The sequence below is a fragment of the Halorientalis persicus genome (genome assembly GCF_900110215.1).
Taxonomy (GTDB): domain Archaea; phylum Halobacteriota; class Halobacteria; order Halobacteriales; family Haloarculaceae; genus Halorientalis; species Halorientalis persica.
Genome location: NZ_FOCX01000057.1, coordinates 1 through 12,482 on the forward strand (window position 1 = coordinate 1; position 12,482 = coordinate 12,482).

11 protein-coding genes and 2 pseudogenes are annotated in these 12,482 nt (G+C 52.1%); 7 read left to right on the plus strand and 6 right to left on the minus strand.

Annotation, left to right across the window (positions count from 1 at the left end; all coding sequences use genetic code 11):
* Positions 1–279, plus strand: a 279-nt coding sequence (locus BMX17_RS23665; protein WP_139203722.1) for a transposase, incomplete at its 5' end; no start/stop codon positions are given.
* Positions 280–290: 11 nt separating this feature from the next.
* On the opposite strand, the gene BMX17_RS23670 is transcribed toward BMX17_RS23665, so the two are convergent.
* Positions 291–656, minus strand: coding sequence for a hypothetical protein (locus BMX17_RS23670; RefSeq protein WP_211611456.1), 366 nt, complete (start codon positions 654–656; stop codon positions 291–293).
* A 948-nt stretch (positions 657–1,604) separates the two neighbouring features.
* Between BMX17_RS23670 and BMX17_RS23675 the strand changes: the two genes are divergently transcribed.
* Together BMX17_RS23675 and BMX17_RS25610 are read left to right on the plus strand one after the other, a co-directional pair.
* Positions 1,605–2,807: a Fic family protein gene (locus BMX17_RS23675; protein WP_244515095.1), complete on the plus strand. Its 1,203-nt coding sequence runs from the start codon at positions 1,605–1,607 to the stop codon at positions 2,805–2,807.
* A gap of 415 nt (positions 2,808–3,222) precedes the next feature.
* Complete coding sequence (locus tag BMX17_RS25610; RefSeq protein WP_139203724.1) at positions 3,223–3,864, plus strand: DUF8127 domain-containing protein; 642 nt, start codon at positions 3,223–3,225, stop codon at positions 3,862–3,864.
* 187 nt (positions 3,865–4,051) lie between these two features.
* Here BMX17_RS25610 and BMX17_RS23680 read toward each other — a convergent pair whose 3' ends face one another.
* A complete protein-coding gene (locus BMX17_RS23680) occupies positions 4,052–5,089 on the minus strand; it encodes a DUF8130 domain-containing protein (protein WP_092664764.1) in 1,038 nt (345 codons plus the stop codon).
* A 734-nt stretch (positions 5,090–5,823) separates the two neighbouring features.
* Between BMX17_RS23680 and BMX17_RS23685 the strand changes: the two genes are divergently transcribed.
* Positions 5,824–6,138, plus strand: a complete 315-nt coding sequence (locus BMX17_RS23685; RefSeq protein WP_092664768.1) for a hypothetical protein — start codon at positions 5,824–5,826, stop codon at positions 6,136–6,138.
* Positions 6,139–6,256: 118 nt separating this feature from the next.
* Positions 6,257–6,589: a hypothetical protein gene (locus tag BMX17_RS23690; RefSeq protein WP_092664772.1), complete on the plus strand. Its 333-nt coding sequence runs from the start codon at positions 6,257–6,259 to the stop codon at positions 6,587–6,589.
* 151 nt (positions 6,590–6,740) lie between these two features.
* On the opposite strand, the pseudogene BMX17_RS27145 reads toward BMX17_RS23690, so the two are convergent.
* Positions 6,741–6,986: pseudogene (locus tag BMX17_RS27145) on the minus strand (twitching motility protein PilT); the annotation flags it as partial.
* A 125-nt stretch (positions 6,987–7,111) separates the two neighbouring features.
* On the opposite strand from BMX17_RS27145, the gene BMX17_RS23700 reads away from it, so the two are divergent.
* Positions 7,112–8,866: a transposase gene (locus tag BMX17_RS23700; protein WP_170845548.1), complete on the plus strand. Its 1,755-nt coding sequence runs from the start codon at positions 7,112–7,114 to the stop codon at positions 8,864–8,866.
* A 69-nt stretch (positions 8,867–8,935) separates the two neighbouring features.
* Here BMX17_RS23700 and BMX17_RS25615 read toward each other — a convergent pair whose 3' ends face one another.
* Positions 8,936–9,577 (minus strand): hypothetical protein, encoded by a 642-nt coding sequence (locus BMX17_RS25615; RefSeq protein WP_139203726.1) that lies wholly within the window; start codon positions 9,575–9,577, stop codon positions 8,936–8,938.
* 85 nt (positions 9,578–9,662) lie between these two features.
* Between BMX17_RS25615 and BMX17_RS23705 the strand changes: the two genes are divergently transcribed.
* Positions 9,663–10,547 (plus strand): IS1595 family transposase, encoded by an 885-nt coding sequence (locus BMX17_RS23705; protein WP_092664779.1) that lies wholly within the window; start codon positions 9,663–9,665, stop codon positions 10,545–10,547.
* 1,131 nt (positions 10,548–11,678) lie between these two features.
* Here BMX17_RS23705 and BMX17_RS26540 read toward each other — a convergent pair.
* Both BMX17_RS26540 and BMX17_RS23715 read right to left on the minus strand, forming a co-directional pair.
* The gene (locus BMX17_RS26540) at positions 11,679–11,879 is read right to left on the minus strand and encodes a hypothetical protein (protein ID WP_170845549.1); all 201 of its coding nucleotides are present in this window, start codon (positions 11,877–11,879) and stop codon (positions 11,679–11,681) included.
* 238 nt (positions 11,880–12,117) lie between these two features.
* A pseudogene (locus tag BMX17_RS23715) lies at positions 12,118–12,482 on the minus strand (transposase); the annotation flags it as partial.

Here is a 12,482-nt window from a genome sequence, read left to right on the forward strand (position 1 = left end):
GCAGACAAGGGCTACGACAAGAAAGCGCTCAGAGAAGCACTGCGTGATCTCGACATTCGCCCGCTGATCAAGCATCGCATCTTCGCTGCGTACGATCACGCCCACAACGCCCGAATTGACGATGACCGCTACAACCAGCGTTCAATGACTGAAACTGTCAATTCGGCCGTCAAGCGCTCGCTCGGCTTCGCCGTGCGAGCGCGTTCCTGGTACCGTGAGTTCCGTGAAATCGCCCTGATGTGTGTGGTCTACAACATCAAGCGGGCCGTGAAACAGTGAAATCCACTGCCTTACAGCGATTCAACACGGCCGAAGAATCCTTCCTCCCAGATGTGGACATAGCTGTATTCGTTGTGGTTGAACAGCTCCGTGGGCCCATCGTACGTGATACCCCCGTTAGTGTGGATGGCTCGCTCAAGCACACAGGAACGACTCGGAGCGTCACCAAAACACGCCACATCGGAGTCGAGAGGAACAGGGTTGGTCGAGAACGTGTAGGTACCGTCCACGGAGAACGAGACTTCGCTGGCCTCGTATCGATACCGGTCTGGATCGCCGATGTCAAACGCACCCACTACCAGCGGGTTCAGAAGCAAGATGAAGCCGACGACGATTGCGGCTTCACCCCGGTATTGCGTGACGGAGAACCAATCCATAAGAAACCCATTTTCGTCACTACACTGAAAAGGCGACGGACGAAGCCGATACATCCAGTATTCAGAAGAGATCGCGTATAGGCTCGCAGAACTCAAATTCAGTCATCCTAACCCATGATTCGCATCCCTACTGAGCGCCTATTTCACTCCAAATAGGCTGGTAAGAACCCGTCTCGATCTGGTGCGTAGCTTCGGTAAGTACGCACGCACACTGTGCAGTTAGAGATCGCGTCTGGTTCCTGACGGAGAGTTACTCAATACAGGATGTCCATTCAACAAACTATGGTCGATGCTTTCGGCCACAACGTGATACCGAGGAGCCATAACCTGCTGTTTATGTCATTCACTACACAAAACTTTTTGCTATAGGATTTTCCTTCGAATTATGAGACGATTCAGCAAATCTACAAGCAGGAGATTTTGGGGTCTCTTAGCAGTTGTCGTAGGTACCCTCGTAATCGTACTGCCGATCCACTTTCTCGGACTGGCATTCTTTGAATCCGGACCGATTGCAGCCTTCGTAATCATGGTCGAAGTTATTCTGGGACTTGTCGGACTCGGAATAATTGGTGCGGGTGTCTATTCGTACCGGACAGGGGATCAACGACCAGCAATAGCAGCAATCGCGATGATTTGCAGTCTCACCATCGTCTTTCGGGTCATCTGGTATATCGAGATACATATCTACGGGCTTGTCCCCATATGGATCTGGGTCAGCACCGGACTGCTCGCTCTAACCGCTTCACTGTGGCTCACATACCAATGTACACCTCCTAGAGAGACGACTAGTAGTTGAATTTTCTCTCGTTTTGCGGAAGTCTGTGAGCAGGAGTTCTAATCGCAAAACGGATCAAAAAGTGTCTCCAAACCTGGCCCAGAGATCCTGAGTAGTTGTAACGGTGCAATCGGCTGTCCTGCTATTTTGATTTAGTACCAAAAATACCAATAGTGGCGGGCGTATTCGTAGGGATACCACTAATGGAGCGAGATGACTTCGACGAGGTAGCGCCCGGTGAGATCGTTCCCACGACGACATCGAAGGGAACATATTCGGCGTTCCGTCCTGACCCGCTTCCGCCCTCGATCAAGACTGAACACCTCATTACACCGCTGGCAGAAGCGACACAAGCCCTGGGCCGACTCCACGGCATCGGTCCACGTGTCGGCTCGAGAGAAATCCTTATCGAGCCGTTCATCCGAAAAGAAGCGCTAGAATCCTCCCAAATCGAGGGGACACATGCGACTCTCTCAGATATCTACGCCTATGAGGCCGGACAGGAAGCTCTCATCGACGAAGACAGGCAGCAGGGTACCCAAGAAGTCGTGAACTATCTGCACGCGCTGACGCACGGATTGGATGCGATCACAGCTGGTGATCCAATCACCGTCGAATTGCTATGCGAGATGCACGACCGGTTGCTTTCGGGTGTCCGTGGAGATGAGGCAGACCCAGGGGAACTCCGTACGACCCAGAACTTCATCGGCAGTACGCCATACATCCAAGATGCCAGGTACGTGCCCCCACCACCGAACGAAATCCCTGACCTTCTCGAAGACTTACTCGAGTATGCAAACCAAGAGACGAATCTGCATCCACTTCTGCGAATCGGGCTGATACACTACCAGTTCGAGACGATTCACCCGTTTCTCGATGGGAACGGACGACTCGGGCGGCTATTGATCAGTCTCCTCCTGCAACGTGACGGTCTCTTGCCCGAGCCGTATCTCTACCTGAGTTCCTATTTCAACGCACGACGGTCAGAGTACGTCGATCATCTCTTGGCTGTCAGTCAATGCGGTGACTGGGAAGAGTGGCTCCTGTTTTTCCTGCGGGGTGTGCAGTCGCAAGCAGACGAGGCCCATCAGCGGGCCAACCTGCTAGTCGACCTCCGAGAGGACTATCAACAGCGCTATCAGAGCGAGCGATCTGAGAATATCCTCGAACTGGTGATGCGGCTCTTCGAAGATCCGTATCTGGACGTGAATACGGCGGCCGACTGGTTGGATGTCGAGTACAGTACAGCCAACCGGTTGATCGGACAGCTCGAAGATGATGGAATACTCGAAGAACTCACCGGGAAAGACCGGAATCGGTTCTACCGGGCGAGCGAAGTCTTCCAGATCATCAACAAGCCGATCGACCAACTCTGAACGACTGAGCACAGAGGGCTTGAGGCATATGCATTGAGATGGCCAGTCAGCTTCTGGAGGGTGCGAGTGGCAGGGCTGCAGTTTGTTGTTGCTGCTCCATCACCGATGTCTATCGGATTGAGCATCAGCGCGGAGCCTTCACCCTCGACGACCAACGGTAATTTCTCAATTTACTGCCGGGTGAGCTAACCATACAATGCAGGGTAGCGCTTGGCCGACTGTCCTGTAGAACTGTCGCTCTCGTCTAAGCACTTGGATAACTCGTAGGCGTAATCAATTCTGGTGTACTAAACCGTTAGACAAGATATGTAAACTCGGCGTCTGTAGTCCATCAAAGATGTCCCCCGGAACAGAATATGACGGTGTTGACTTACTGTTACGAGGGTGGCGCCCGTCCCAACGACTACGTACGATTTTGTTCCTGAGTATTGGTGTTGTCCTCATACTTCACCCGCTTGTTGGTGGAATCCCACACGCACTCGGTCTCACTGGAACTGTGCAGTATACCACTGTCGAGGTACAACCAGAATCGAATCAGTTTGTGTTCTCCGGACCTGACCGAGCTGCATTTCGAGCTGAAGAAGCACTCGGGGGAACAGGAGCGTTACACATTGACTGCTATCCGAATGGATTATCTGAGCAATGCGCCCTGGAGTCACAGCTGACAGAACAGAACGTAACTGTACAACGGGAACCCCAAGGGTGGCGCGGCTACACATATCACGAGCAGTTCTACAAAAAAGTCACAGCAGAGGAGAACGAGACCATCGAACTCGGGTTAGAGCCAGTCACACCTCACGCCGTTCTTTCAAACATGTCAGTTCCAGCTGACAAATGGCCACAGCCAATTCAGACGGCTGTCCAGACTGGAAACGTCACTGTTACAGAGGAACCGTCGTTTACCGGCGTGGTTCTCTCCCAGAATGGTTCCTATTACATGGTCGTCAGCATGGGTCCATTTGACTCACACGAGCCACCACAAGGGCTCGCTGCAACAGTGAGTACGATCCTTGGCGTGCTATCGATCCAATACGGACGTCGCCAGTCCCTCAAGTGACGAGAAAATGGGAAACCAGATGTGAGCTGAACAGCACGAGAATCGGTGGAATGAGGTGCAGCTGTGTTCCTGGCTCACTCAGGACCCAACTCGAACATAGCCTAGATACTTCGCGGACTCTACCGGAATCTCAGTGTCCCCTTCATGCAGCCCATCCGGGCTGTGTGACTGTCTATTCCGCACTTTGTCACCCACGACCACCGACAGTAAACTCGACAGTATATGGGACCGTTCCGTTTTCCTCGTCGGTATCATACCCAACAGAGCCTTCGATTACATATTTGCCAGGAGAGAGCGATCCAGAGTCAATCGTGAAACTACGACCCGTCGATCCGTTGGCCTCGATCGTCGAAGAGAGGCCGATACTGTTGACTGACACAACGTCCCGGCCCTCGGTCTGTACGTATTGTGAGTCTTCATAGGCTGGTGACCAGAGCAGGCCACCACGCGATTCATCCCCTTGTTTGTGAAACCTGAGGACACCGAACGGCGTCGGGGCTCCACTACTAATCTGGACTGCAGTCGAACTAGAATTCTGGAGCGTAAGTTGCAGCCCCATTTGGGAATCGATTGTCTGTGGATTGGGTGAGGCCTGAACGGCTATGGGGGGTGTACCCGCCTGTTCGACGTAGGTCGTATAGAACTCTCCGTCGACGAAAACGTACCTATGCTCACGCAGGTGCGTAAGAGCATCCTCTGGTGGGTTATCAAAGGCATAGAGGCCGGATTCCGCAGCGGCCTCGCGCACGAACGTCTGGACTGACTGGGACGCAGTCGAGAGCCGCCAAACTGGACCGTCCGCGAGGTCGCTCAGGGAAACCGATGTCGCGGTCACCGAATATGGCGCACCTGGATCGGTTGTCGTACTTGACACCGAGAGTACTGTGCCTTGGAACTCTACCGCTTCGTACGACTCCAACAACGACTGGAGGGAAGGCCACACATAGGTCAATTCTACGCCCCCCTGGCGGGCACTCCGAAGGAGTCCAGTCCTGACGAGTCCATCGTGTGTCACCGCCGTCTCGTACGTCTCATAGGTGGCGATCTTTCCCGAGACAGCTTCACGATCAGTCGCCGTGGCTGTGATCGTCGTCGTCGGAAGAGTCGAATCAAGTTGATAGTAATCAGTGCCGTCTCGGATATAGGTGGTTTCAGCGAGAAATTTGGCGAGCCAGTCAGGAACAGCGTCCGTGGTATAGGTGCCATCCAACGCTGCCTGTACCACTGCTTGTTCTCGGTCAGACAATGAATCAATACTCGGAATCTGCCCGATCGGTGACGCACCCAGATTATTTAGCCGGACTGCATGCGAGTACGTGTGTGTCTTGGTAATTGCGAGCCCAGAACTTTCAGTTGACGTAGTGGTCGGTGTTGCAGATGAACCAGTGGTTGGAGTTTCTGTTTGTGTTGCTGTCTCTCCGAGACAGCCGCTCAGTCCAAGAAGACCGGTTGCGAGACCAGTGATGGCCGTACGCCGTCGCATATCCCTGACTGGGTACGGCCGTACAAATAATATTCAGGGTAGCCAATGTATTCGTTTTACTAACTAACTTTTGCGCGAATAATATAATATCTTGGATACCCCCATCCTTTTGGACTCGATTCGCCCAATATAGAAACGAGACTTATCGTCTTCGCCGCAGTTCGTTCGTGTACACTGCGAACGTAAAAAGTGGACCAATAGCAAGAAGAAGAATTAATTCGTCAACAGCGGCTCCGATGACACTGATCTGAAGGCCGATAATCATAAGCATAATGTCGTTCTTCCGGGCTGCATCATCGTCCATACTGTGTGACTTTCCTCATCTGCTACAAGTGTTTTGCACCCACGAACCAGCGTTCAGTTCGCAGACACACTGACCTGTTAGAGATCGCGTCTGGTTCCTGGCTGAGAATCGGTCAGTACAGGCAAAGCACTTAGCGGGGAACATTAATTGCTGTCCATACACCACATATCGTATGGCCCTTGAGAAGGCGGTTCGTGGACTTACGATTCTTGCCGTGATGGGCCTCACTTACAGGATGGGTCAATTGGTTGCAGGGTCCGGGGGAGATCCAGATCTACTATTCATCGCGGGTGTGATTCTCCTCGCGTTCCTCGGTCTTGCCGGGCTAATTCGTGACATTCCACTGGTTAGCGCTATAACCGGCTTCCTGCTGTTCGGTATCGGGTTTTTGTTCCTCATTCCCGCGATACTGGTGGCTGGCATAGCATTGCTCGTTGACGGTGTCTCGTCGGGCACGCCTCGGCTAACAAACTCTGCACCTGCGTAGCTTACACGAACAATCTGCAGACTCACTGAGCAGTTAGCAATCGCGTCTGGTTTCTGGTTGAGAGACGCCCAGTACAGGGAGTACACTTAACTATCGAGAAGTTATTGATTTAGATGAGATGACAGCCTCGAAAATCACCGCTGTGCGCGCACTGGCCGTATTGGTCTTAGTTGCGTTTCTCGGCGTGCTAGGCTGGTCGCTCGGCCAGCCGGGATACAACTCGACACGCCTGTTGTTGTACGCGGTGCTTGGCGGATTCGCTATCATTGGGGCTGCTGGCATCGTCTACGAACGACCGTTCGTGGGGGCTGGTGGAGCCTGCGGTCTGCTGCTACTGGGGTTCTGGCAGGCAGTCCTCTGGCTGTTCATTTTCCCTGTTGCCGCTCTGCTTGTCGTCGCCGCCGTGTTGCTTGCGAACCATGAAAATACGAGCCCCTCTGTGGCCGGGTAGTAGTGACACTTCGGTAACCACCAACCCCCCTGAGCTGATTGGTTCCCATCTCTGCTGAGTAGGCGATTCATTCAGAGACGGTTGAAAACAAACTACTGGTGAGTGCTCATCCGGGAATTACAGCTGTGACGTTGTCCATGGAGCCGATCGATTATCGATAGTCCGTGATGTTTCGGTAGGGAACGTAGTATCCAATCTCATCAACCCATGTCGAGAGCCAGTCATCCGCAGTTTCCTCACTAACCCTCCCGGCATCGATGGCAGCCAACAGAACGCCAACCGACCCGATAACGGTTACACCCTGGTCTTTCGCAAATGACCGGGCGTCACCGTCGTCTGTCAGTAGTCGACCGTCGTGTGCGTCGGCGAGGGCGAATGCTTGTGCTTCGCAGTCGTCGCAGATTTTACTGATTGCTGTTGCTGATGGCTCTTGTCGGTGTATCAGATTCCAAACTGGATTCTCAGAAAAAGGCGTCAAGAGTATTCCAACTACTAAGAGGGGGCTATCCGTGGGAACCAGCAATGACAGAGGAAGACGATGGAGACGGGGGAACGAAAATCGAACCTGTTGCCCTGACACACATCTTAGCAGATCTCATGCAGGAGCACTACCCTCAAGACGGCTCTTTATCGCCGGAAGAATTGGATAACCGGCGGTCGGTTGGGGGACTTCTTGGGGAGCTGCATAAAATCCAGTTTGCTATCAGGGATGACGAGGTGATGAATTTTCTTGATGACCTCTCCTTTGATGGCTCAATTCTTTTCTATCTCGATGGCGCGACCGATGGGCAAGTACAAGAGCAGACAGAGAGGATAGAAGAGTTCCCGGACTTTTGGGAGAGTCTGTCGGAAAAAGAGAAGAAGGTGTGTCGGGTCGTGGTTTTGCAGAAGGCACATGACGTTTCTTTCCGCGGAATTGCACGCCATCTCTCCGACCGCCCGGAGATCGTCGAGGAGATCGGCTTTGAAGATGGGCTGCCCCACCACTCAACCCTTAGTCGTCACCGCGACTTCGATGATGAGGAAGAGAAGATACTCGACGATATAGCACAGCATGCTCGCCACGGCGCAATCCGCACTGGGCGGCCGATCCCGCCGACGCTGGTTGATGAGTACGGTGTCGGTTCAGTGGACACAGCCGAGATTTCGACAGACGAAAAAATGGCACTTGCTGAAGACAGAGTGAGAAGCCTCTTCGACGATCTCCTGCCTCACATCGGGTTTGACCGTGACCCGTCAGCAGCGAATTATCAGGTTCCGACTACCGGATTCTACGCGTTGTTGGCTCATCTGGCCCTTGAGCAGACCTATGCAGAAACTGGTGTCAGGACTTTTCGCTGGATGGACCCACAACCGACAATTCCCGAGGCAAAGACGCTGTTCAGGTACATCCGAGAGTATTCGGTCGAGGAGATCGATGAGAAGTTTGCTGCTGCGACTGAAGCCTTTCTGGCGCGAACGTCCCCTCCCTCACCGGTTCATCTGGCATATGATCTGACTGATGTGCGGTGGTATGGCGACGACACGAACCGGTGGCCGTCGGGGACGTACCCGAAAGACAATAGCAGCTCAGCGTGGCAGTTTGCCATCCTCTCCGCAGTGGGTGATGACTATCGGTACATCTTGGGAGCGCTCCCACTTCGAGAAGAGTCCCATTTGAGCGGGTATCTCCGCCGGTTTCTCCGCCGTGCAATCAACCGGTTCAAGCTGGAGATTGGTCGTGTCTATCTGGACTCACAGATGTATCAAGAAGACGTCGTTGACGCGTTGCGTGCCGTTGGAGTGGACTACCTCATCCAGGCGAAGGACACCGGGGCGATCAGCGATCTGCTTGACAGAGCGCCACCAGACGAATCAGCGACAGAGACGCAGATCTCATTCAAAGACTATCCTTCTGCCAGACGGCCAAACGCGTTCGCGTATCCGATCCCGCCCGAAGAAGTTGGTGGGCGAAATCAAAAACGAGATCACACTGCATTTCTGACAGATATGGATGTCCATTCGCGGGATCTCAGAGGGTTATCCTACCAGTTCCGTTCTCGGTGGAACATCGAGACCTCAATCCGGGAACTGAAGAACCGGTTTCATGGCCGGCTTCAAGCAAGCGATGGGGAAGTTCGAGCGTGGTTCTTTTGCACGGCAGCACTGTTCTACAACATCTATACCTACCTTAATTCCACTCCCGTCATCCTTTCTCGCGATGATGTCCGCCTGACCGGAGCCGAAGTACTCCACGTTCTCCGAGAGACTACGTATTCAGACTATCCCGAACCATAATAGGGGTGATATAACCCAGAGCTGCAACACTCCCGCGTAAAATCTGCGTCTACTGTTACGTAGGACATATTATTGATCCTCCAAAATTTTTGCTGCCTTAACAGTCAGACCAGAATGATACATTACATTAATTTTCGCATCAACTGTCGTTGATTCTCCATTATATGTCTCGATTTTATTTGAATACGGTGTGACTGTAACCTCTTCATTTTCATCCATAGTTTGTTTGATATCCTGAACGCCAATCTCAGCGGTTTTTCCCTTTGGTTTCACTCGTATTGCAGGAGTCTGAATAGATTGAGGAGTTTCTGCAACATCTGTGGGAGTATCGCCTTCAGCATCAGCGAGCTTAATATAATTATAATCCTTCCTTGTGTAGACTTTTGGGAGTTTGTGAAAGCCTTTGTGATCAATAACTTTACTACTATTTTTCATTAGTTCTAATATGCTTTCGTTGATTGCGTTGAAAATCACCTCATTATTCTCAATTTTATAGATACTCATTGGATCATGGTTTCCAACGGTAGCCACATCATCCCTGGGGATAAAGTACTGATCCATTTGGACTAAGTCAACCGTGGTAATTTCTTCAGCTGATCTGGATATAGGTTTATCCTGAGCGGATGCATTGCCGCTGATACCAATAGCTGAAAGACCGACTATACCTGTGGTTTGAAGAACTCTCCTCCGGTCTATAGCATTATCGCTCATGGGTAGAGGATTGTTGGTCAGCCCGCAGCTGTAGCTGAAAGTCGTAGCGGGCAAGGGTGGCGCCTCTGCGCCACCCGACGAAAGCATGATTCCACTCAAGACGTTCGTCTCGGAGCGTCGCGCCGCGAACCTGCTAGCACAGGTTCGCTGGCGTGACGGCGTCTATTGCCCACGCTGCCGTGCCGAATCCGTGATTCGGTACGGCAGCTATCGAGTGTTCCAGCGATACCGCTGTAAGAATTGTGACCGCACATTCAACGATCAGACCGGCACCGTCTTCGAACACTCGGCGGTCGAACTCAGGAAGTGGTTTCTCGCCGTCTACACGTACATCCGGTTCAACACCAGTCTTCGGCAGTTAGACGTGGAACTCGAGGTTTCCTACAAAACGGTGTACCGGCGCGTCCAGCGCTTCCTGCGGGCGCTGGACGCGCCTCGGCCACAACTCCAAGGACCAGTCGAAATCGACGAACTCTACGTGAAAGCCGGGCTCAAGGGCCGCGAGCGCGACCGGCCGTCGCGCTCGCGTGGCCTCTCCACGCGCGGACGAGGCACGTACGAACAGGACAAGTTACCCGTGTTCATTCTGGCTGATCGCGGCACCGGCGACCGCTACATGCTACCAGCGAAAGCCGCCGACGAATCGACGATTCGACTCCTGCTGACGAACCGCAAAGAGGAGTCGCTGACCGTCTACACCGACGGCTTTCGGGCGTACGAACCGCTGGACGAGGACGACGCATTCGACCGTGAATACGTCGTCCACGGCGACGGCGAATACGCCGATGGAGACGTGCACGTCAATACCTGCGAGAGCCACGGATCGCTGGCGCGATCCTGGCTCTCGCCCCATCGAGGTGTCTCCAAAGATAAGCTCACGCCGTATCTCAGAGCGTTTCAACTTCGTCGTCGTGTCTACCGAAAACCAGGGAAAGAAGCGCTGAAAACCATCCTTGAAACTGCGCTCTAATTCACCAACAACCTACGCCACATGAGCGTAGCATTATTATCTGCCATTCCAAACTCAACAACATATTGTAGGTAAATAAAACATTGGGCTTAATCAAGCAAACTAGTTGAGACGACATCCCGACATCAATATCGGCCTGAAGAAGAATTGGATATTCCGGTACTAATTAATATAATTGTATAATGTATTAATCGTCAAGATGGTCTCCCTATGTAGTATTTTCTTTTCTTCTAATTTTGGGACATAACCCTCTTAAGATATAGAACAGTGGTCATACCACATAGCACTAATCCGATCATAGTTACTAATATTCGGAGGAATAGTATCGGGGTGCCAAAACTATCAAAATTGTCGGGTGAATTCGTGTCCAAATATGTTGGAAAAGGGCCAAAGAAGGGTATAGTTGCCATCAATACACCAATTACAAAGACGATGATTAATTTATCCTCTCTGTTCATATAATGACCATATATCTATAGACGAATTAAATATCTTGGGGACAGGGTATATGATGGTGCTGGCATAGGATGACGACTACAATGTCACACTGAAAGCGAAGATCGAAGATGCGCTGTACAATCAGTAACGGGTAGAACAGAGTTCCTTGAGTGATCGAGCATAAGACGCGCACGCACCTAGAGAGCCATATTCATAAAAAAACGCGGCTACAGTATTTAGTTTCGGCGGCCACCGAGAATTCAATTATCCTGTCCTTAGAGCAGGCTGACCGGATAGATTCTAAAAACCAGTTTTGGAGCAACTGAAAGGAGGCAAAGGCACAAACATTCACTTTCTATTGTAATGTTACAAAGTATCAAACAACACTGAGGTCAAACCACGTGTGATGAGACGACCTGCCTCAACTACTGTGGTCGGGAAGCTTAGACTACAGCGGGTATAGCGAGTCTTTTATGCGTGTTTTCGGCCGAATCGGCGGGCGGGATCGACGTCAAATCGCCTTTTGTACGGCTATTATTCTTATCAAGGCAACCAATGCAGGAGATCTCCAAGACTCCGGATAGTGTCACCACTCAAGCGACGCGCAATCGCGAGGAGAGTCTCTTTGCTATCCAATTCCCGTGTCCTTCTTCACCAACGTCAGCGTATTATCTGCTGTCACAATCGGCGAGTTCAGATCAGTAACGTGACCCAATGGATTATCTCGAACCTCTCGAAGTTGCGCCACACTAGAAGCTCCGAATCGGCCCGTTTCGTCTCGGGTGTCGTGCTACTCGGAGTGAGCAGGATCTCTACGTGCTTACGATCACTGAACGCGGTGGCGACGCCTACCGCGGTGACGAAGACTGACCGTCCATGTTTCTCCTCAACCACGATCCATATGCATTGAGACGATCGGCCTCAACTTCTGCATGCATCTCTGAAGTTGAGACTACAGCGGGTATAGCAGGCCTGTAATGCGTGGTATCGCCCGAATCGATGAGCAGAATCTGCGTCAGATCGCTTTCTGAACGGCCGCTCTTGTTCCACAGGCAACTATTCCAGCGGATTTCGGAGACTCTGGATAGTGTCGCCACTGAGAAGACACGCTATCGCGGAGAGAGTCTCGTTACTATCCGATTCCGGTTTCCTTCTTCACCAGTGTCAGCGTGTTATCTGCCGTCACGATCGGCGAGTGTTCGTATTCACCGGTCAACTGTACCTGTACCAGCAGGTCCACAGCCCGCCAAATCGAGTACAGCAAACAGGCGAACGCGAAGTAGAAGAACCGTAGTCCGAAGTGCTTCGACGTTGTGGCGGCCATGAACCGTTTGATCGACTTGTAGCCGCTCTCGATCTCCCACCGGTAGCCATACTCTGAGAGAAGGCCACTCTTCCGATTCGTCATGAACACCGAGTACTGCCGGTGGTCGTCGTGTTCGGAGTTCTCTTTGCGTCGGTAGATCAGTGTCGTCGAGTGCCACTCGTTATCGCCGA